The organism is Pseudomonas sp. Con_6, from assembly GCF_059379395.1.
On the sequence record NZ_CM182011.1, the window covers coordinates 5,911,443 to 5,932,234 of the forward strand.

A 20,792-nucleotide genomic window follows, 5' to 3' on the forward strand; every position below is an offset into this window, starting at 1 on the left:
TCATGAATACTCCCGCTCCAACCCCGGCCCCGGCAATCGACCAGAGCCTGCTCTACCCCTCGCCCTACAAAGAATTCTGGCAGGCCTTTTCGCGCAACAAGGGCGCGGTGGCCGGCCTTGCGTTCATGTGCCTGATCGTCTTCTGCGCGCTGTTCGCGCCGTGGGTAGCGCCGCACCATCCCAGCGAGCAATACCGCGACTTCCTGCTGACCCCGCCGGTCTGGCTGGAAGGCGGGAACTGGCAGTTCATCCTCGGTACCGACGAACTCGGCCGCGACCTGCTCTCGCGGCTGATCCAGGGTTCGCGCCTGTCGCTGCTGATCGGCCTGTCGTCGGTGGTGATCTCACTGATTCCAGGGATCATCCTCGGCCTGTTGGCGGGCTTCTTCCCGCGCATGCTGGGCTCGTCGATCATGCGCCTGATGGACGTGATGCTGGCCCTGCCGTCGCTGCTGCTGGCGGTGGCCATCGTCGCCATCCTCGGCCCTGGCCTGGTCAACACGGTGATCGCCATCGCCATCGTCTCGCTGCCCTCCTACGTGCGCCTGACCCGTGCCGCGGTGATGGGCGAACTCAACCGCGACTACGTCACCGCCGCGCGCCTGGCCGGTGCCAGCCTGCCGCGACTGATGTTCGTCACCGTGCTGCCCAACTGCATGGCACCACTGATCGTGCAGGCGACCCTGAGCTTCTCCTCGGCGATCCTCGACGCCGCCGCCCTGGGCTTCCTCGGCCTCGGCGTACAGCCGCCGACCCCGGAATGGGGAACCATGCTGGCCTCGGCCCGCGACTACATCGAACGTGCCTGGTGGGTGGTGAGCCTGCCTGGCCTGACCATCTTGCTCAGCGTGCTGGCAATCAACCTGATGGGCGACGGACTGCGCGATGCGCTGGACCCGAAACTCAAGAATGCCGCCTGAGGAGAAGCCCATGTCACTTCTGCAAATCCGCAATCTCAACGTGCGCTTCGGCGATGCCACGGCCGTACCGGTGGTGGACGGTCTCGACCTCAGCGTGGACAAAGGCGAGGTCCTGGCCATCGTTGGCGAATCCGGTTCCGGCAAGTCGGTGACCATGATGGCGCTGATGGGCCTGATCGACCCGCCCGGGCGCATCAGTGCCGACGCCCTCACCTTCGACGGCCACGACATGCTCACGCTCAGCGGCCGGCAACGGCGCAAGGTGGTGGGCAAGGACATGGCCATGGTCTTCCAGGACCCCATGACCGCCCTCAATCCCAGCTACACCGTGGGCTTCCAGATCGAGGAAGTGCTGCGCCAGCACCTCGGCCTGCGCGGCAAGGCCGCCCGCCAGCGTGCCTTGGAGCTACTGAAGAAAGTCGAAATCCCGGCCCCCGAGAGCCGCCTCGACGCCTACCCGCACCAGCTTTCCGGCGGCATGAGCCAACGGGTGGCGATCGCCATGGCGATTGCCGGCGAACCCAAGCTGCTGATCGCCGACGAACCCACCACTGCCCTCGACGTGACCATCCAGGCGCAGATCATGGAACTGCTGCTGAACCTGCAGAAGGAGCAGGACATGGCGCTGATCCTGATTACCCACGACCTGGCCGTGGTGGCCGAGACTGCGAAACGGGTGTGCGTGATGTACGCCGGCCAGGCCGTGGAAATCGGCCAGGTGCCCGAGCTGTTCGAGGTACCGGCGCACCCGTACAGCGAAGCGCTGCTCAAGGCCATTCCCGAGCACAGCCTGGGTGCCGAGCGCCTGGCCACCCTGCCTGGCATCGTGCCCGGCCGCTATGACCGGCCCAGTGGTTGCCTGCTTTCGCCGCGCTGCCCCTATGCCCGCGACAACTGCCGCCAGCAACGTCCTGGCCTCGATCCCCAGGCCCACAGCCTGGCGCGCTGCTTCTATCCGCTGAACCAGGAGGTGGCGTGATGAGCGTTGTCCTGACCGCCCGTGATCTCACCCGTCACTACGAAGTCTCCCGTGGCCTGTTCAAGGGCCATGCCACGGTGCGCGCGCTGAATGGCGTGTCGTTCGAACTGGAGGCCGGCAAGACCCTGGCCGTGGTCGGCGAATCCGGCTGCGGCAAGTCGACCCTGGCCCGGGCCCTGACCCTGATCGAGGAGCCGTCGTCCGGCTCGTTGCAGATCGCCGGGCAGGAGGTGAATGGCGCCAGCAAGCAGGAGCGCAAGCAACTGCGCCGCGATGTGCAGATGGTCTTCCAGAGCCCCTATGCCTCGCTCAATCCGCGGCAGAAGATCGGTGACCAACTGGCCGAGCCGCTGTTGATCAATACCTCGCTGTCCAAGGAGCAGCGCCGTGAACGGGTGCAGGCGATGATGCAGCAAGTCGGCCTGCGGCCTGAGCACTACCAGCGCTATCCGCACATGTTCTCCGGCGGTCAGCGCCAGCGCATCGCCCTGGCCCGGGCGATGATGCTGCAACCCAAAGTGCTGGTGGCGGACGAGCCGACCTCGGCGCTGGACGTGTCGATCCAGGCCCAGGTGCTGAACCTGTTCATGGACCTGCAGAAGGAGTTCAACACCGCCTACGTGTTCATCTCGCACAACCTGGCGGTGGTGCGGCACGTGGCGGACGAGGTGCTGGTGATGTACCTGGGGCGGCCGGCGGAGATGGGGCCGAAGGAGGATATCTACAACAAGCCGTTGCACCCCTATACCCAGGCGCTGCTGTCGGCGACGCCGACCATTCACCCGGACCCGCTGAAGCCGAAGATCAAGATCGCCGGGGAGTTGCCCAATCCGCTGAATCCGCCTGATGGCTGTGCGTTCCACAAGCGTTGTCCGCATGCGACGGAACGCTGTGCGAAGGAAGTACCGGCGTTTCGGCAGGTGGAAACGCGGCAGGTGGCGTGTCATTACGCCGAGCAGTTTCTCTAGATCGATGTAGCCTCATCGCTAGCAAGCCAGCTCCCACAGGGACCGCGTTTGTGGGAGCTGGCTTGCCAGCGATGAGGCCCTTGAGGTCAATGCATAAACAAAGCGATCAGGATAATCACCGGAATCGGCACACCCAGCATCCACAGCAGTAAAGAGCGCATAACGTTTCTCCTTGTTCTTCGTTCAAAGACTCAGTTCATCGACACGGTACGTTGACGCCCCGCATAGTCCGTGGCGGTTCCTTCAAGCCAGATCACCCGATCCCGCTGACGACCACCCCAGAGCGCCGCCAGGCTGGCGAAGAACGCCCCGCACAGCAGCGCGACGAAGGTCCACAGTGAAGCCCATGCCGCCGCCTTGGTCGCCGCATCGGCAGCCTTCTGTGCATCGACCTTGGCTTGCTGTACCTGCGCCATCACCTGATCCACCCGCGTCTCGGCTTCGGCCTGGCTCAGGCGGGTACGCTGCGCTACCACCTGGGCGAGGTAGGTACGATCCTCCGGCGACAGGCTGCCGCCCTGCATCACACCGCGCGCCAGAATGCGACTGGCCACGCCATTGGCCGCATCGTCGCTGACCGCGGTAGGGCCTTCGCTGCGGAACAGGGTATCGACGAAGTAACCCATCGGATCATTGTTGTTGGTGCTCGCCGCTGCTGCGGTACCGGCACCCGCCGCTACCGCAGCAGCACCGGCCTGGGCACCCGCGCTGGCAAGACTGCCTGCCGTGCCCAACACCAGCATCGCCGCCACCAGGGTGGCCACGGCCCAGGCCAGGAAGCCATGGGCGGTATCGCGAAAATACACTTCGTCGCCATGCAGGTTGGCCCATTTCACCCGCAACCGACCGGCGATGTAGCCACCGAGACCGGAAGCGATGATCTGGGTAACCAGCAGCCAGATGATGGTGGAGATGCCCAGGGCCTTGGCGCTGGCACCCTCGTCGGCCCACGGAGACGTGGCGGCAAAGCCCAGTCCCGCGCCGAGGATCAGCAGGACCAGGGACAACGCCGCCGCCGCCGCGGCACCGGCGAAGATGGCAGCCCAGGACACGCCTGAGCGGTTGGGGGCTTCTATAGCAGCAGAGGAATACTCGGTAGTGATCATGGGTTTTCGCCTTGTTCGGGTGGAGGAAATCCATTCGCAAGGCAAGCGGTGCAGTGGATGTGCCAACTGTGACAAAAGATGACATCCAAAAAAATCAATGAGTTAGGCGAAATACCTGTCTGAGGACCGTGCAGAATGCGCGATTGCCCCTTCGCGTTCAGTGTGTTCTGCAAGGGCCTCATCGCCGGCAAGCCAGCTCCCACAGGTACCGCATGCACCACAAACCCTGTGAGAGCTGGCTTGCCAGCGATAGGGCCCTCAAGCACTATCGAGCAATGACTGCCCACCTCGTCCCCGACGGCCCCAACCAGACTCCGCTCACAGCCGACACCGTGCTGCGCTACCACCTGTGCTGGAAGCACCGCGACCTCGACGGCGTCATGGCCCTCTACCACCCGGCCATCGAGTACCACGACTTCTTCCAGAACCGCATCCTCGGCTACGCCGAACTGCGCGACTACGTGAAGGCCTGCCTGCCCCACGAAGCCGGCGAGGACATCGTCCACAGCGACCGCATCCGCGTCGACGGCTGCACCGCCTTCATCCAGTACCAGGTCACCGTGCAGGGCGGCGAGGGCCTGGTGGCCTTCCAGTCCAGCGAGGCGATCACGGTCAGGGACGGACTGATCTGGCGAGTCAACGAATACGCCACCCTGATCCGCCAGAACGGCAAGGCCGGTACCAGCGGCGGCCCACGCCCGGCCACCAGCCGTCTGGGCCTGTCGCCGCGACAACTGAGCACCATGGCCCAGGACCTGGAGCATTACTTCCAGCGCCAGCGCCCGTATCTCGACCCGGAACTGGACCTGCAACGGGTGGCCAATGAAAGCGGCTACAGCCGCAACCAGATTTCCTACCTGCTCAACCAGGTGCTCGGCCAGAGCTTCTACCGCTACGTCAACCAGGCCCGCCTGCAGCACCTGCTCGGCGGCCTGGACGGCACCGCTAGCGCAGCGCCCATCGACGAACTGGCCTTCGATGCCGGATTCAATTCCCTGTCTGCCTTCTACAAGTGCTTCCGCGAACACACCGGCCTCTCGCCCAAGGCCTATGTGAAGCAGATTTCCCTGCGTGCACGCACGTAAGACAACCCGCCCCGCCCGCCACTAGGATCGACGCCAGACCTTTTCGCGGATGTGGAGCAGTACCCGATGCAAGCCTGGCGCACGATAAGCCTGTGGATGGACCAGCTCGACGAACAGATCGAGCCACGCCCGGCGTTGAGCCAGGATCTGGATGTCGATGTGTGCATCATCGGCGCCGGCTACACCGGCCTGTGGACCGCGTACTACCTCAAGCAGCAGGCACCGCACCTGAACATCGCCATCATCGAGGCGAAATTCGCCGGCTTCGGCGCCTCCGGCCGCAACGGCGGCTGGCTGATGGGCAACATGCTCGGCGACGACCGCCTGCTCGCCACCCTGTCCCCGCAGCAACGCCGGGACAGCATCGACCTGCTCCACGACATTCCCGATGAAGCCCGCCGCGTGCTCGACCACGAAGGCATCGACTGCGACTACCGCAAGGGCGGCGTGCTGTATTGCGCGGCGCGCTACCCGGAACAGGAAAAGAGCCTGCGCGAGTGGCTCGACGACCTGTACCGCCAGGGCATGACCGCCGACGACTATCGCTGGCTGCGCCCGGAAGAGCTGGAGGGCCAACTGCGGGTCAGCAACGCCTACGGCGCGATCTTCAGTCCGCACACCGCCACTATCCAGCCAGCGAAACTGGCCCGCGGCCTGGCGCGAGCGGTGGAGCGCCTGGGCGTGAAGATCTACGAAAACACCCCGGCCATCGACTGGCAGCCCGGCCAGGTACGCACCCCACAAGCGACGATCCGCAGCCACTGGGTAGTCCCCGCCGTCGAGGGCTACGCCGCCAGCCTGCCGCCGCTGGGCAAGCACCAGTTGCCCGTGCAGAGCCTGCTGGTGGCCACCGAGCCGTTGGCGGAGTCGGTGTGGGACGAGATCGGCCTGAAGGAAGGCCAGGCCTTCAGCGAAAACAGCCGGCAGGTCACCTACGGTCAGCGCACCCGCGACAATCGCCTGATGTTCGGCGCCCGCGGTGGCTATCGCTTCGGCGGACGGCTGCGCGAAGACTTCAGCCTCACCCCCGGCGAGGTCGAGCTGCGCCGCTACCTGTTCGGCGAGCTGTTCCCGCAACTGAAGAACGTGCGCATCACCCATTCCTGGGGCGGCAACCTGGGCATGGCCCGGCGCTTCCGCCCGCACATGCTCTGCGACCGCCAGCGCGGCATCGCCCTGTCCGGCGGCTACGGCGGCGAAGGCGTTGGCGCCACCAACCTCGGTGGACGCACCCTCGCCGCGCTGATCCTCGGTCAGCACAACGCCCTCACCGCGCAGCCCTGGGTCCACGACAACCGGGCGCTGTCCAGCCTCGCCAGCTGGCCACCGGAACCCTGCCGCTGGCTCGGCTACAACGCCATCATCCAGAGCTTCGTCTTCGAGGACCGCACCCTGGCCAGCCCCGCCAGCCCACCCTGGCGCCGGCGCATGGCCAGCAGCCTGGCGGACTTCATGCAGAGCTTCATGAATTGACTTCGTACACAGAGGAACCCGCAGTGATGAGCATCACCCAGTTCAAACATACCGATAGCGTTGCCCTGGAAACGTCCAGCCCGGTCGCCGTGCCGCTCGGCGAGCCCGTCGCGGTGACCTCGGTCACCTGCGTCGAACGCAGCGACGGCGTGGAAACCGGCATCTGGGAATGCACCCCGGGGCGCTGGCGGCGGCAGATCATGCAACAGGAGTTCTGCCACATCATCACCGGCCGCTGCACCTTCACCCCCGACGGTGGCGAGCCCCTGACCATAGAAGCCGGAGACGCACTGATGCTACCGGCCAACAGCACCGGCATCTGGGACATCCAGGAGACCGTGCGCAAGACCTACGTATTGATTTTCTGATCCGCTGATCGCCTGCCGCCTTCGATAACAACAGCTCAAAGAAAGGTACCCCGGACATGCGCAAGCTTTTCATTGCACCCCTGATGCTGGCCGCCAGCGTGGCCAGCGCCGCCGACTCGGTGAAGATCTACAACTGGTCCAGCTACATCGCCCCGGACACGCTGAAGAACTTCCAGCAGGCCAGCGGCATCGTGCCCACCTACGACGTCTTCGACAGCAACGAAACCCTCGACGGCAAGCTGATGACTGGCAACTCCGGCTACGACGTGGTGTTTCCCTCCAACCACTTCATGGCCCGGCAGATCCAGGGCGGTGCCCTGAAGAAGCTGGACAAGAGCCAGTTGCCCAACTGGAAGAACCTCAACCCGGTGCTGCTCAAGGCGCTGGAGGTCAACGACCCGGGCAACCAGCATGGCTTCCCGTACCTGTGGGGCAGTACCGGCATCGGCTACAACATCGACAAGGTCAAGGCGGTGCTCGGCGACAACGCACCGGTGGACTCCTGGGACCTGATCTTCAAGCCCGAGTACATCGGCAAGCTGAAGAGCTGCGGCGTCGCGGTGCTGGATAACGGCCCGGAGTTGCTGCCGATCGCCCTGCACTACCTGGGCTTGCCGCATCACAGCCAGGATCCCAAGGACTACGAGAAAGCCAAGGACCTGCTGATGAAGGTGCGGCCGTACATCAGCTACTTCCATTCGTCGAAGTACACCGGCGACCTGGCCAATGGCGACGTATGCGTGGTGGTGGGTTTCTCGGGGGACGTGCTGCAGGCGAAGAACCGTGCGGAGGAAGCGAAGAACGGGGTGAAGGTGGGCTATTCGATTCCCAGGGAAGGCGCGCCGATGTGGTTCGACATGGTGGCGATGCCGGCGGATGCGCCGGACGAGAAGGCGGGGTATGCCTACATGAACTACCTGCTGCAGCCGGAGGTGATGGCCAATATCAGCGACTTCGTGCAGTACGCCAACGGTAACCAGCAGGCGGATGCGCTGGTGAAGCCAGAGCTGAAGGCCAACCCGATGATCTATCCGAAGGACGAGGTGATGGACAAGCTGTATGCACTGGAAGCGATGCCGGCGAAGATCGACCGGATCCGGACCAGGATCTGGACCAGTATCAAAGCCGGTAACTGATCCGATTGTTGTGGGGAATTCACCGGCCTCATCGCTGGCAAGCCAACTCCCACAGGGTTCAGCAGCGCCGCGGACACTGTGGGAGCTGGCTTGCCAGCGATGAGGCCGGCAGCCCTCCCACAGGTCTCAAGGATCAGTGATGCTCACGAGTAGCGCGGAATTTCACATCCGGCCAACGCTCTTCCATCAGCGACAGGTTGACCCGGGTCGGCGCCAGGTAGGTCAGGTGACCGCCGCCGTCCACCGCGAGGTTTTCCATGGCCTTGTTCTTGAAGTCTTCGAGCTTCTTCTTGTCATCGCAGGCGATCCAGCGCGCCGACCAGACGGTGATCGGCTCGTAGGCGCACTCGACCTTGTATTCCTCTTTCAGGCGGCTGGCCACCACATCGAACTGCAGCACTCCGACGGCGCCGAGGATGATGTCGTTGCTGCGCTCGGGGAAGAACACCTGGGTCGCGCCCTCTTCCGCCAGCTGCTGCAGGCCCTGGCGCAGTTGCTTGGATTTCAGCGGGTCCTTCAGGCGCACGCGGCGGAACAGTTCCGGGGCGAAGTGCGGGATACCGGTGAAGCCCAGGCTCTCGCCTTCGGTGAAGGTGTCGCCGATCTGGATGGTGCCGTGGTTGTGCAGGCCGATGATGTCGCCGGCCCAGGCTTCCTCCAGTTGCTCACGCTCGGAGGAGAAGAAGGTCAGCGCGTCGCCGATGCGCAGGTCCTTGCCGGTGCGCACGTGGCGCATCTTCATGCCCTTCTCGTACTTGCCCGAGCAGATGCGCATGAAGGCGATGCGGTCGCGGTGCTTGGGGTCCATGTTCGCCTGGATCTTGAACACGAAGCCGCTGAACTTCTCTTCCACCGGCTCCACGCTGCGCTCGTGAGCGACACGGGCCAGCGGGCGCGGCGCCCAGTCGACCACGGCGTCGAGGACATGGTCGACCCCGAAGTTGCCCAGCGCGGTACCGAAGAACACCGGGGTCAGCTGGCCGTTGAGGAACTCGTCCTGGTTGAACTCGTGGCAGGCGCCCTGCACCAGTTCCAGTTGCTCGACGAAGCTGTCGTACTGGTCGCCCAGGTGCGCGCGGGCCTCGTCGGAATCCAGCTTCTCGATGATCTTGGCTTCGGTGCGCTCGTGACCGTGGCCCGGGGTGTAGACCACGATGTAGTCCTGAGACAGGTGATAGACACCCTTGAAGTCCTTGTAGCAGCCGATCGGCCAGGTGATCGGCGCGGCCTTGATCTTCAGGACTGCTTCGATCTCGTCGAGCAACTCGATCGGGTCGCGGATGTCGCGGTCGAGTTTGTTGATGAAGCTGACGATCGGCGTGTCGCGCAAGCGGCAGACGTCCATCAGGGCGATGGTCCGCGGCTCTACGCCCTTACCGCCGTCGAGCACCATCAGCGCCGAGTCGACGGCGGTCAGGGTACGGTAGGTGTCTTCCGAGAAGTCTTCGTGGCCCGGGGTGTCGAGCAGGTTGATCATGTGCTCGCGATAGGGGAACTGCATCACCGAGGTGGTGATGGAGATACCACGCTGCTTCTCCATTTCCATCCAGTCGGAAGTGGCATGGCGGTCGGACTTGCGCGACTTCACCGTACCGGCGACGGCAATGGCCTTGCCCATCAGCAGGAGCTTCTCGGTGATGGTGGTCTTACCGGCGTCGGGGTGGGAAATGATTGCGAAAGTGCGGCGCTTCGCGACTTCGGCGGCCTGTTGGGTCATGGGAAATCGCCTGACTGGGGATTGAAAAAAGGGGCCGTATCATACCTGAAGTCGGGCGGGGACCAAAATCGGGTCCCCTGATATGGATACCAAAGCGCGCAAATCTACTCGGCAGCCGCCGGGCTGTCAGTGAAACCCTGTAGTTTTACCGGCGCACGACCCGGCATGCAGGCAACCAGCTCCAACCGTCCCCCCAGCGCCTCGACATAACCGCGCAGCGTTGAAATCAACATGTCGCTGCGGTTCTCCACTTTGGAAACATTGGCTTGGCCCATTTCCAATCGCTCGGCAAGGCTTTCCTGGGTAACGTCCAACTGCCGGCGCAAAGCCTGCAGGGTCAACTCCTCGCGAATCAGCTCACGAGTTTGCCCCTCTACCCATGCCCTGCGCTCTGGAGAAAGGCTGTCCATCAAATCATCAAGTGTCATTGCCATTTTCCCGGCACCTCCTTCCAGGTACAGAGGTAATGCTGCCCCTCGCGACTAACGGCCCAACAGCAGGTAATTCAACGCCTCCCCGTAAGAATCACGCTTATTCCTCGTGCGAAATTTCGAACACCCGGGAGATTAGCGCTGGCCAAATGCCGCATCAGATGGGAACCTTTAAAGCGATGGAGGCGTCCATTCCCCTGCAATGACCGTTGGTCGGGGGTGGTTTCACCGGCAACACGAGCCTGACGGGGCTTCGCTCATGGCGCGCATTTTTTGGCCGCCGCTTTTCGCACACGGATCGCCCGTCGCCTGGAATGGCGACACCACGGCATCCGTGCGCCGACGATAAAAAAGGAGTCCATGCCTATGGCTGTACGCTATGGCAAGGGGCTGATGGGATGGGCCGCCGCGCTCGTCATCCTGGCCCTGCTGATCCACTGGATCGGCATCGATACGATCGCGCACTACCGCGCCGATCTCTGGTTCTACCTGCAGGCACACCTGATGCTGGTGCTGCTGTCGATGGTGGCGGCGCTTGCCGTGGGTATCCCCGCCGGCATTGCCCTGAGTCGACCGCACCGGGTCGACCGCGCCGAACGCTTCATGCAGGTCTTCAACATTGGCAACACCGTTCCTCCCCTCGCCGTCCTCGCCATCGCCCTGAGCATCCTCGGCATCGGCGCCGGCCCCGCAATCTTCGCGCTGTTCCTCGCCTCGTTGCTGCCCATCGTGCGCAACACCTACGAAGGCCTGAAAAACGTCCCCGCCTCGCTCAAGGAAGCCGCCACCGGCATCGGCATGACCCCGCGCCAGACGCTGTACCAGGTCGAGTTGCCCAACGCTGTGCCGATCATCGTCGGCGGCGTGCGCGTGGCCCTGGCGATCAACGTCGGCACCGCGCCGCTGTCGTTCCTGATCGGCGCCAACAGCCTGGGCAGCCTGATCTTCCCCGGCATCGCCCTGAACAACCAGCCACAACTGCTGCTGGGCGCGGCCTGCACTGCGGCCCTGGCCTTGCTGCTCGATGCGCTGGTCAGCCAGTGCAGCCGCCGCTGGCTGGAACGCGGCCTGACTCACTGACCGAGGAACACGCATGAAACGAAGAATCGCCTTGCTCCTGGGCGCGGCCCTGCTGTTCGCGGGATTTGCCCAGGCCGCCGACAAACCGCTGATCCGCATTGGCGCGCGGGTGTTCACCGAGCAGACCGTGCTCGCCGAAATCACCGCGCGCTACCTGCGCCAGCACGGCTTCGAGGTCAGCGTCACCGGAGGCCTCGGCAGTAGCCTGGCGCGCAGTGCCCAGGAAAGCGGCCAGCTGGACATGGTCTGGGAATACACCGGCGTGTCTCTGGTGTCCTACAACCATATCGACGAGCGCATGCCCAGCGCCGAGGCCACCTACGCCCGGGTCAAGGAGCTGGACGCGAAGAAGGGCCTGGTCTGGCTGGCGCCGTCGAAGTTCAGCAACACCTACGCCCTGGCCCTGCCGCGCAACATCGCCGAGCAGTACCCGCAGGTGAGCACCATCAGCCAGCTCAACCAGGTGCTGCGCGACGAAGCGGGCAAGACCCACGTCCTCGCCCTCGACACCGAGTTCGCCAACCGCCCGGACGGCCTCGCCGGCCTCACCGAGACCTACGACCTGCAGTTCACCCGCAAGGACATCCGCCAGATGGACGCAGGCCTGGTCTACACCGCCCTGCGCAACGGCCAGGTGTTCACCGGCCTGGTGTACACCACCGACGGCCGCCTCAGCGCCTTCGACCTGAAACTGCTGGAAGACGACCGCCGCTACTTCCCCGACTACACCGCCGCCCCGGTGGTGCGCAAGGCCGTGCTCGAAGCCCATCCCGAGCTGGCCACCCTGCTCAAGCCACTGGCCGAGCAACTGGACGACGAGACCATGCGCCAGCTCAACGCCAAGGTGGACGTCGAGCACCAGAGCCCGGGCAAGGTGGCCGACGACTTCCTGCGTGAGCATCCGCTGCAAGGAGGTGCGCAATGAACCTGCTGGATACCTTCGCCCACCTGGACTGGGCACAAGTGCTGCACCTGACCGGCCAGCACGTGACCCTGGTGGGCATCGCCGTCGGCCTGGCGATCCTGGTGGGTGTGCCGCTGGGCATCCTGATGACCCGCTTCCCCAGCCTCGCAGGCCCCTTGCAAGCCAGCGCCACGGTGCTGCTGACGGTGCCGTCGATCGCCCTGTTCGGCCTGCTGCTGCCGTTCTACTCGAAGTTCGGCCAGGGCCTCGGCCCGCTGCCGGCGATCACCGCGGTGTTCCTCTATTCCCTGTTGCCGATCATGCGCAACACCTACCTGGCCCTGACCAACGTCGAGCCGGGTATCCGTGAAGCCGCCCGCGGCATCGGCATGACCTTCGGTCAGCGCCTGCGCATGGTCGAGCTGCCGATCGCCGTGCCGGTAATCCTGGCCGGTGTGCGTACTGCCGTGGTGATGAACATCGGCGTCATGACCATCGCCGCCACCATCGGCGCAGGCGGTCTCGGCGTACTTATCCTGACCTCCATCAGCCGCAGCGACATGTCGATGCTGCTGGTCGGCGCCGTGCTGGTGAGCCTCCTGGCCATCCTCGCCGACCTGCTGCTGCAAGCCCTGCAACGCTCGCTGACTCCAGAAGGACTGCTCAAATGATCGAACTCCAGAATCTCTCGAAAACCTTCCAAAGCAACGGCAAGGAGGTCAAGGCAGTCGATTCGGTCAGCCTGACCGTCAACGAAGGCGAGATCTGCGTCTTCCTCGGCCCGTCCGGCTGCGGCAAGAGCACCACGCTGAAGATGATCAACCGCCTGATCGAGCCCACCTCGGGCAAGGTGCTGATCAACGGCGAAGACACCACCGGCCTTGACGAAGTGACCCTGCGCCGGCGCATCGGCTACGTGATCCAGCAGATCGGCCTGTTCCCCAACATGACCATCGAGGAAAACATCACCGTGGTCCCGCGCCTGCTGGGCTGGGACAAGCAGAAATGCCATGAGCGCGCCCGCGAGCTGATGAGCATGATCCGCCTGGAGCCCAAGCAATACCTGCAGCGTTATCCGCGAGAACTGTCCGGCGGCCAGCAGCAGCGCATCGGGGTAATCCGTGCCTTGGCTGCCGAGGCGCCACTGCTACTGATGGACGAGCCATTCGGCGCGGTCGACCCGATCAACCGCGAGATGATCCAGAACGAGTTCTTCGAGATGCAGCGGGCGCTGAACAAGACGGTGATCATGGTTAGCCACGACATCGACGAGGCGATCAAGCTGGGCGACAAGATCGCTATCTTCCGCGCGGGCAAGCTGATTCAGCTGGATCATCCGGATACCCTGCTGGCGCATCCGGCGGATGAGTTCGTCAGCAACTTCGTCGGCCAGGACAGCACGCTCAAGCGCCTGCTGCTGGTACGTGCCGAAGACGCGGCGGACAACGCGCCGTCGGCCAGTCCGCAGATGCCGGTGGCGGAGGCTCTGGAGCTGATGGACGAGCATGATCGCAAGTACGTGGTGGTGACCGATGGCGACAACCGTGCGCTGGGTTATGTACGCCGCCGAGATTTGCATCGCCAGCAAGGCACCTGCGCCGACTTCCTGCGCGAGTTCAATGCCACGGCGGCGCATGACGAGCACCTGCGCATCCTGTTGTCGCGGATGTACGAGTTCAACCGCGCGTGGTTGCCGGTACTGGATGGCGAGAAGGTGTTCCTGGGCGAGGTGACCCAGGAATCGATCGCGGCGTACCTGAGTTCGGGGCGCTCGCGTGGGGGCAAGACCAGTATCGTTTCCCCGGCTGAAACTGCTATGTAACGGCTGATGGCCCTATCGCTGGCAAGCCAGCGATAGGGCCCTGAAGGTCAGAACCCTACACTGGCCTGCACATAGAAGGTCCGCGGTTCACCCAGGTAGATCCCCGAGTTGTTGTCGCTGGACCGCGTGTAGTACTGCTTGTCGAAGATGTTCTTCACCCCCGCCCCCAGCTTCAGGTTCGACAGTTCCTTGCCGAAGTCATACCCGCCACGGGCACTCCAGGTCACGTAGCCCGGAATGTCGCCGTACTGCCCATCGGCACTCGGCGTGGTGATGTAGTTGCCGGTGAAGCTGCCATCGGCATTCATCCCGGTACCCGGCGCGCGCTGCTTGGATTGAGCGAAGGCGTCCAGGTTCCAGGTCCAGCGATCCACCTGGTAACGCAAACCGGCATTGACCACCTGACGCGAGTAGAACGGCAGGTCGCGGCCCTTGAAGCCGGGAATGTCGCCTTCATAAGTCGCGCGGGTGTAGGTGAACCCGGCATTCGCACTCAGGCCATCCAGGCGCGAGTCCAGCCCCGACAGATCGTAGTGCACCGACGCCTCGATCCCCTGGTGCTTGGTCGCGCCAAGGTTGGTCCAGCCGACATCATTGCTGATGTACTGCAGTTCATCATCGAAGTCGATGTAGAACGCCGTCAGCTCGCCACCCCAGGTACCGTCGTTGTAGCGGGTACCGATCTCGTAGGTCTTGGCCTTTTCCGCCTCCAGGCCGTTGGCGGTCGAATTACCGATCCCACCCTGCCCCAGCTGGAAGTACTGCAGGCTGCCGAACGAGGTCTCGTAGTTGGCGAACAGCTTCCAGGCATCGGACAGGTGGTACATCACGCTCAACGCCGGCAGCGGCTCGTTGCTGGTCACGCTGCGGTTCTTCTCCTGGACCCGCACGCCATTGGTACCGAGCACTGGCCGCTCGTGCCAGTCGGTATTGATGTGCTCGAAGCGCACGCCCGGGGTGATGGTCCAGTTGCCAATGTCGATCTTGTCGTCGATGTAGTAGGCGCTGGCCTCGGTGCCGCCAGTGCGATCCTGATAGATGTGGCCATCGGAGGTCGGGGTGACGGTCGGCACATTGTTGACCAGCGCCAGGCGGCTGGCCTGCTCGTGCATGGCTTCCTTCAGGTAGCGATAGCCGACGCTGACTTCCTGGGTCGCGGGACCGGTGAAGAAGATCCGCGACACCCGCGGCTCGATCGCGAAGGTGTGGTAGCTGCGCGGGTACGAGCTGAGGGTCTTCTGGTCGCGGGCGGCGATGGTGCTGCCGCGGAAGCTGTCGGTGTAGTAGGTCTGCACTTCGAACTGAGTGAGGTCGTCGATCTGCCGCAGGTACTTCAGCGACACGTCCTTGCGCCGGCCGCTGAAGTTGTCGTAGTCGCGGTCGGACTGGTACGGGTCGGCGTCGAACCGGGCCTGGGTCAGGCCGCCGGGCATGTCGGCCTTGCCGTCGTAGTAGTGGAAGTTCAGCGACAGCTCGTCCTGCTCGGTCAGGTCCCAATGGGTCTTGAGCAGCACATCGTCGATATCGTTGTCGTTGTTGCTGCTGCGGTAGCCGTTGCCATTGACCCCGGAATACAGCAGCGCCGCACCGAGGCCGTTGTCGGCGGTGCCGCCGATGAAGGCCGACTCGATATGCTTCCAGCCGCCGTGACGGGAAGTCTCCAGGGTGGTGCCGATTTCACCGGTGGCCTCCTTGGGAATGGCGCGGGTGACGAAGTTGATCACCCCGCCGACGTTCTGCGGTCCGTAGCGCACGGAACCGGCGCCGCGCACCACGTCGATGCTGTCGAGGTTGCCGGAGGAGATCGGCGCCATGGAAAGCTGCGGCTGGCCATAGGGAGCGAAGGCCGCCGGGATGCCGTCGATCAGCACCGTGGAGCGTGGCGACAGGCGCGAGGTCAGGCCGCGCACGCCGACGTTGAGCGACAGGTCGCTGCCGCCGGTGCCGTTGGAGTCCTGCACCTGCACCCCGGGAATACCCTTGAGCACGTCACGCACGTTCATCGCGCCCTGCTCCACCATGGCCTCGCGGCGCACCACGGTGCGTGCGCCGGCATGGTTCTGCACCACGCTTTCCTGGGCGTCGCCGAGCCAGTCGCCAATCATGCTTACCGAGGTCGGCGCCAGTTCCAGGGTGCCGCTTGCAGCCTGGCTGTCGGCCTGGGCCAAGCGCAGGACCACGGTGCCCTGGGAGATCTCGTAGGTCAGCCCGCTGCCCTGCAGCAAGGCTTGCAGCGCCTGCTCCGGCGACAGCTGGCCGGACACCGCCGGGGCCTGCTTGCCGGCCACCAGGTCCGTGCTGAAGAACAGCTGCAACGAGGTCTGCTGACCCAGCTGGTTCAGCGCCGTGGCCAGCGACTGAGCCTGGATCTGGATGTGGGTCGAGGTCGAGTCGGCGTAGCTGTTGCCGATGCCGGCACTGACCGCCAGGGCCAGCGCCAGGGGCAGCCAGCGCGAGGGGCTGGCGGAACGCGGGGAACGCTTGTTGTTGTTCACGTCTTCGAGAGGTCCTGAGGGGCGGATCGGGATCAACTGCCTGCGAATGAAAATGCGTGGCAATTACAGGTCGGGCAGGAAGACGAACAACTCGGAAAATACCTGAATCTATTTCGCGATTATTTCGTGAGAGCCATCGGCACGAGCGACTACAGTGACCGGCAGGATGCTTGGCAAGGCCCGTAGCAGAGCGTCCGTGTCGTCGACACGGAAGGTGCTGCTGAGGCGCAGCGCGGCAACTTTTGGCGCCACTTTCAGCGGCTGCTGGCGGTAGCGCGAAACTTCTTCGGCCACCTGCGCCAGCGAGGCGTCGTTGAACACCAGCTTGCCGGAGCGCCAGGCGGTGAGCGCGGCGGCGTCCACCGCATAGGGCGCGGCGACGGCGCCACGGGCATCGATATGGGAACCGAGGCCGGCGCTGAGCAAGGCTTTCGAATCTCCCTGGCCCTGCACCCGTACCGAGCCCTGCTCCACCGCGACGCGGGTCTGCGCGGGATCGCGGCGTACATCGAAACGGGTTCCGGTAACGGTGACCGTGCCATTACCGGCATCCACAACGAAAGGCCGGCTGGCGTCATGGGCGACGCTGAACATCACTTCGCCCTGCTGCAGGTGGATATCCCGCTGGCCGGCGCTGAAGCGCACATCGAAGCGGGTGCGGCCGTTGATCTCCAGGTGCGAACCGTCGGGCAACTCGACCTGACGGCGCTCGCCCAAGGCGGTTTCGAACTGTGCGGAATAATTAAAGCGATGTTGATGCCAGCCGAACCAGCCAAGGCCCACTGCCGCGGCGACCACGCTGGCGGCAAGTGCCTGCTTGAGGAATCGACGGCGCGGCAATTGATGAACCGGGTCCTCGACGCACAACCGTTGCAGACGCTCACGGGGCAACAGGTCGCTGGCCCGCCACAGGCTGGCCAGCAGCTCATACTCGTCGCGGTGAAGGGGATCGGCGACCAGCCAGGCCTCGAAACCCGCCTGCTGTTCGGCCGACAGCGGCGCATCCTGGACGCGGGCGAACCATTCGGCCGCCTGCTCGCGCACGGCCTGGTGCGGCCCGGGACTTGCGCCCTGATTCATGAATACATTCGCCTGACTCATCTCGTCGACACATCCAGGTGCTCGCGCAGATGACGGAGCGTGCGGATCATATACTTTTCGACCATGTTCTTGGTCAATCCCATGCGCTCAGCGATCTCCGCCTGGGTCAGCCCCTCCAGCTTCTGCCAGACGAACACCTTGCGGCAGTTCAGCGGCAGCTCGGCCAGGGCGCGCTCGATGCGGTCCGCCAGTTGCAGCGCACTCATGTACGCCTCCGGGTCGTCATCGACCGACGGGCTGAGGTCGAGGGCCTGTTGTTCCAGGGACTGGCGCCGGTCTTCGCGGCGATAGCCATCGACGGCGATATTGCGCGCGGTCTGGTGCAGGTAGGCACGCGGCTGCTCGACCTCGTCCTGCCCGCTTTCCAACACCCGCACGAACGCATCGTGTGCGAGATCCTCGGCCTGCTGGCGATTGCGCAGCTTGCGCGTCCAGGTGCCGATCAGCTCGTGGTAGTGGTCGAGGAAGCCTTTGGGTCGAGACACGGTGCGAAGGTCATCGTCAGGCGGTGGGAAGGTGCGCGAATAGTAATGTTTCTTATTAAGAGCGGCAAATGCGGCGTCATCTCGTCCGATCGAAGGCTGGCGGCAAAAATTTTTCCGCGCAAAACACCCACGCCAAGGGTGGCCATAAATATGAACAGTCATGGCCACTGACCTGCAACTTCCGGCTGCACGACAGACGGTCGTTTTTAATCAATGAAAGTCATTTCGTGGCGAAACTCGGCGAATGAATCAGTTGTGGGACAAGTTCGGCAAACTTCGGCAAATCGCCAGCTATTCCACAATTCTTTACGCTCGGGCGATTCGAAGGAACATATGGCTGTCACCTGAGTCGGTTATCAAGGAAACACGTCGACAACAGGCTGCCGAGGAGTACGAAAACGCGACATTTTTAGTTGATCTTGAACCCCTCAGGTCCTAAAGTTCGCGCCGAACGTCCATGCTGGAAACGATCCATCCGGCTCAAGTACTGACGACGAGACAGCAAGGTCACCCGTGGAGCAAGTTATCGCGCGCGGTTGACCTTTTTGCTTTCGGCGACATGCCTTGGGAAGTAGGCGAACCAAAGTGGGGATACGGAGGGCGTTCAGTTGCAGCCACTTATTCATTCAGTTTGCCCATGGAGTCCCATCGTATGTCGATTCAGGTCGAAGACTACTTCGCGCGCGAAACCTTCCAGAAAATGAAGGCGTTCGCCGACAAGCAAGAAACCCCGTTCGTACTCATCGACACCCAGATGATCAGCCAGGCCTACGACGACCTGCGCGCCGGCTTCGAATTCGCCAAGGTCTACTACGCGGTCAAGGCCAACCCGGCGGTCGAGATCATCGACCTGCTGAAGGAAAAGGGTTCGAGCTTCGACATCGCCTCCATCTATGAGCTGGACAAGGTCCTGAGCCGTGGCGTCGGCCCGGAGCGCATCAGCTACGGCAACACCATCAAAAAGTCCAAGGACATCCGCTACTTCTACGAGAAGGGCGTGCGCCTGTACGCCACCGACTCCGAAGCCGACCTGCGCAACATCGCCAAGGCCGCCCCGGGTTCGAAAGTCTACGTGCGCATCCTGACCGAAGGCTCCACCACTGCCGACTGGCCGCTGTCGCGCAAGTTCGGCTGCCAGACCGACATGGCCATGGACCTGCTGATCCTCGCCCGCGACCTGGGCCTGGTGCCTTACGGCATCTCCTTCCACGTCGGCTCGCAGCAGCGTGACATCTCGGTGTGGGATGCCGCCATCGCCAAGGTCAAGGTGATCTTCGAGCGCCTGAAAGAAGAAGACGGCATCGAGTTGAAGCTGATCAACATGGGTGGCGGCTTCCCGGCCAACTACATCACCCGTACCAACAGCCTGGAAACCTACGCCGAGGAAATCATCCGCTTCCTGAAGGAAGACTTCGGTGACGACCTGCCGGAAATCATCCTCGAGCCGGGCCGTTCGCTGATCGCCAACGCCGGTATCCTGGTCAGTGAAGTGGTGCTGGTGGCGCGTAAATCCCGTACCGCCGTCGAGCGCTGGATCTACACCGACGTGGGCAAGTTCTCCGGCCTGATCGAAACCATGGACGAAGCCATCAAGTTCCCGATCTGGACCGAGAAGAAAGGCGAGGCCGAAGAAGTGGTCATCGCCGGCCCGACCTGCGACAGCGCCGACATCATGTACGAGAACTACAAGTACGGCCTGCCGCTGAACCTGGCGATCGGCGACCGCCTGTACTGGCTGTCCACCGGTGCCTACACCACCAGCTACAGTGCAGTCGAATTCAACGGTTTCCCGCCGCTGAAGGCTTACTATCTGTAAATGAAGAAAAGGGGCTGAGAGATCAGCCCCTTTTTCTTTGTGCGCTTGAGGACCTCATCGCGGGTGAACCCGCTCCCACAAGGTCTGCACAAATCTTGAGTTCACCGCTATCCCTGTGGGAGCGGGTTTACCCGCGATAGGGCCCCCAAGGCCACTACCCCAGCTCAGCCAAACGAGCCCGATAAGCCCCCGCCATCGCCCGCACCTCGGCTTGAGGCGCCTGCTCCAATGCCGGCCCGGCCACCCGCAGGAAATTCGCATTCCCGCCCTCCAGCGCCCGCTGCAACCACACCAGCGCTTCCTCAAGCTGCCCCTGCCCCGCCAGCATCGCCGCATGGCTGAACTGCCCGCGGAAATCCCCGCCCTCGGCCGAGCGCCGGTACCACTCCCGCGCCCTTGGCAGGTCCGCCTGGCAATGCAGGCCCTCTTCCAGATAGCGACCCAGCAAGTTCATCGACTTGGCATGCCCCATCTGCGCCGCGCGCCGATAACAGGCCAGCGCCAATTGATGATCCAGCGCCACTCCCCGCCCGGTCGCCAGCAGGTTGGCGAGATTATAGATGCCCCAGTCCAGCCCGCCGTTGGCCGCATGCCGGTAATGCAACGCAGCCTGCGCCGCATCCGCCTCCCCGCCCCAGCCATGTTCGAGACAACGCCCGAGCATATTGTGCGCCATCAGGCTGCCGCCATTGGCGGCAATGCCGAACCAGCGCCGGGCCAGGGCCGGATCCTTTTCGATCCCGCGTCCGTCCAGGAGGATCTGCCCAAGCAGCGCCTGCGCCTCCACCACGTTCTGCCCCGCCGCCATCAACAAGGCCTGGGCGGCCTTGGCCGGGCTCTCTTCGAACATCTCGCCGAACTGGTCGCTGCCGACCATTTCCTCACGCCGCAACTGGAACGCCATGC

The 20,792-nt window shown here is 63.8% G+C and carries 19 protein-coding genes; 12 read left to right on the forward strand and 7 right to left on the reverse strand.

Features of this window, described 5'->3' with window-relative positions; all coding sequences use genetic code 11:
- Positions 1-2: 2 nt before the first annotated feature.
- Genes AC5QPF_RS26670 through AC5QPF_RS26680 form a run of 3 tightly spaced genes read left to right on the forward strand, consistent with a single transcriptional unit; the run spans position 3 to position 2,867 of the window.
- Positions 3-920, forward strand: coding sequence for an ABC transporter permease subunit (locus AC5QPF_RS26670; protein WP_494960639.1), 918 nt, complete (start codon positions 3-5; stop codon positions 918-920).
- Positions 921-930: 10 nt separating this feature from the next.
- Positions 931-1,899: an oligopeptide/dipeptide ABC transporter ATP-binding protein gene (locus tag AC5QPF_RS26675; RefSeq protein WP_494960640.1), complete on the forward strand. Its 969-nt coding sequence runs from the start codon at positions 931-933 to the stop codon at positions 1,897-1,899.
- A complete protein-coding gene (locus AC5QPF_RS26680) occupies positions 1,899-2,867 on the forward strand; it encodes a dipeptide ABC transporter ATP-binding protein (RefSeq protein WP_494960641.1) in 969 nt (322 codons plus the stop codon). The genes AC5QPF_RS26675 and AC5QPF_RS26680 overlap by 1 nt, the downstream gene beginning before the upstream one ends.
- A 191-nt stretch (positions 2,868-3,058) precedes the next feature.
- On the opposite strand, the gene AC5QPF_RS26685 is transcribed toward AC5QPF_RS26680, so the two are convergent.
- Complete coding sequence (locus tag AC5QPF_RS26685) at positions 3,059-3,973, reverse strand: hypothetical protein (protein ID WP_494960642.1); 915 nt, start codon at positions 3,971-3,973, stop codon at positions 3,059-3,061.
- Positions 3,974-4,248: 275 nt separating this feature from the next.
- Here AC5QPF_RS26685 and AC5QPF_RS26690 point away from each other — a divergent pair, with 275 nt between their 5' ends.
- The 4 genes from AC5QPF_RS26690 (at position 4,249) to AC5QPF_RS26705 (ending at position 8,035) form a co-directional block, all read left to right on the forward strand.
- Positions 4,249-5,058, forward strand: coding sequence for a helix-turn-helix domain-containing protein (locus AC5QPF_RS26690; RefSeq protein ID WP_494960643.1), 810 nt, complete (start codon positions 4,249-4,251; stop codon positions 5,056-5,058).
- A 66-nt stretch (positions 5,059-5,124) separates the two neighbouring features.
- Positions 5,125-6,531, forward strand: a complete 1,407-nt coding sequence (locus tag AC5QPF_RS26695; protein ID WP_494960644.1) for an FAD-dependent oxidoreductase — start codon at positions 5,125-5,127, stop codon at positions 6,529-6,531.
- 26 nt (positions 6,532-6,557) lie between these two features.
- Positions 6,558-6,899 (forward strand): cupin domain-containing protein, encoded by a 342-nt coding sequence (locus AC5QPF_RS26700; RefSeq protein ID WP_494960645.1) that lies wholly within the window; start codon positions 6,558-6,560, stop codon positions 6,897-6,899.
- 56 nt (positions 6,900-6,955) lie between these two features.
- Positions 6,956-8,035, forward strand: a complete 1,080-nt coding sequence (locus tag AC5QPF_RS26705; protein ID WP_494960646.1) for an extracellular solute-binding protein — start codon at positions 6,956-6,958, stop codon at positions 8,033-8,035.
- Positions 8,036-8,168: 133 nt separating this feature from the next.
- Here the strand turns inward: AC5QPF_RS26705 and AC5QPF_RS26710 are convergent, their stop codons facing one another.
- Together AC5QPF_RS26710 and AC5QPF_RS26715 are read right to left on the reverse strand one after the other, a co-directional pair.
- On the reverse strand, positions 8,169-9,752 hold the full coding sequence (locus tag AC5QPF_RS26710) for a peptide chain release factor 3 (protein ID WP_494960647.1): 1,584 nt from the start codon (positions 9,750-9,752) through the stop codon (positions 8,169-8,171).
- Between the two features lie 104 nt (positions 9,753-9,856).
- Positions 9,857-10,186: a helix-turn-helix domain-containing protein gene (locus tag AC5QPF_RS26715; RefSeq protein ID WP_494960648.1), complete on the reverse strand. Its 330-nt coding sequence runs from the start codon at positions 10,184-10,186 to the stop codon at positions 9,857-9,859.
- Between the two features lie 363 nt (positions 10,187-10,549).
- Here AC5QPF_RS26715 and AC5QPF_RS26720 point away from each other — a divergent pair, with 363 nt between their 5' ends.
- From AC5QPF_RS26720 to AC5QPF_RS26735, 4 genes are read left to right on the forward strand one after another with little or no spacing between them, the layout of a single operon-like run.
- Positions 10,550-11,263: an ABC transporter permease subunit gene (locus tag AC5QPF_RS26720; protein WP_494960649.1), complete on the forward strand. Its 714-nt coding sequence runs from the start codon at positions 10,550-10,552 to the stop codon at positions 11,261-11,263.
- A gap of 13 nt (positions 11,264-11,276) precedes the next feature.
- On the forward strand, positions 11,277-12,188 hold the full coding sequence (locus AC5QPF_RS26725) for a glycine betaine ABC transporter substrate-binding protein (RefSeq protein WP_494960650.1): 912 nt from the start codon (positions 11,277-11,279) through the stop codon (positions 12,186-12,188).
- Positions 12,185-12,838, forward strand: a complete 654-nt coding sequence (locus AC5QPF_RS26730) for an ABC transporter permease (RefSeq protein ID WP_458978925.1) — start codon at positions 12,185-12,187, stop codon at positions 12,836-12,838. The genes AC5QPF_RS26725 and AC5QPF_RS26730 overlap by 4 nt, the downstream gene beginning before the upstream one ends.
- A complete protein-coding gene (locus AC5QPF_RS26735; RefSeq protein ID WP_494960651.1) occupies positions 12,835-13,989 on the forward strand; it encodes a betaine/proline/choline family ABC transporter ATP-binding protein in 1,155 nt (384 codons plus the stop codon). Before AC5QPF_RS26730 ends, AC5QPF_RS26735 begins: the two co-directional genes overlap by 4 nt.
- Before the next feature lie 47 nt (positions 13,990-14,036).
- On the opposite strand, the gene AC5QPF_RS26740 is transcribed toward AC5QPF_RS26735, so the two are convergent.
- The 3 genes from AC5QPF_RS26740 to AC5QPF_RS26750 all read right to left on the reverse strand — a co-directional run bounded on the left by AC5QPF_RS26740 (position 14,037) and on the right by AC5QPF_RS26750 (position 18,070).
- Positions 14,037-16,484, reverse strand: a complete 2,448-nt coding sequence (locus tag AC5QPF_RS26740) for a TonB-dependent siderophore receptor (RefSeq protein ID WP_494960652.1) — start codon at positions 16,482-16,484, stop codon at positions 14,037-14,039.
- Between the two features lie 108 nt (positions 16,485-16,592).
- Positions 16,593-17,564, reverse strand: a complete 972-nt coding sequence (locus tag AC5QPF_RS26745; protein ID WP_494960653.1) for a FecR domain-containing protein — start codon at positions 17,562-17,564, stop codon at positions 16,593-16,595.
- Between the two features lie 17 nt (positions 17,565-17,581).
- Positions 17,582-18,070 carry a sigma-70 family RNA polymerase sigma factor gene (locus AC5QPF_RS26750; RefSeq protein WP_494960654.1) on the reverse strand — a complete coding sequence of 163 codons (489 nt, stop codon included), beginning with the start codon at positions 18,068-18,070 and terminating at the stop codon, positions 17,582-17,584.
- A gap of 652 nt (positions 18,071-18,722) precedes the next feature.
- Between AC5QPF_RS26750 and AC5QPF_RS26755 the strand changes: the two genes are divergently transcribed.
- The gene (locus AC5QPF_RS26755) at positions 18,723-19,886 is read left to right on the forward strand and encodes a type III PLP-dependent enzyme (RefSeq protein ID WP_494960655.1); all 1,164 of its coding nucleotides are present in this window, start codon (positions 18,723-18,725) and stop codon (positions 19,884-19,886) included.
- Between the two features lie 154 nt (positions 19,887-20,040).
- Here the strand turns inward: AC5QPF_RS26755 and AC5QPF_RS26760 are convergent, their stop codons facing one another.
- Positions 20,041-20,790, reverse strand: coding sequence for a tetratricopeptide repeat protein (locus tag AC5QPF_RS26760; RefSeq protein WP_494960656.1), 750 nt, complete (start codon positions 20,788-20,790; stop codon positions 20,041-20,043).
- Positions 20,791-20,792 lie beyond the last annotated feature (2 nt).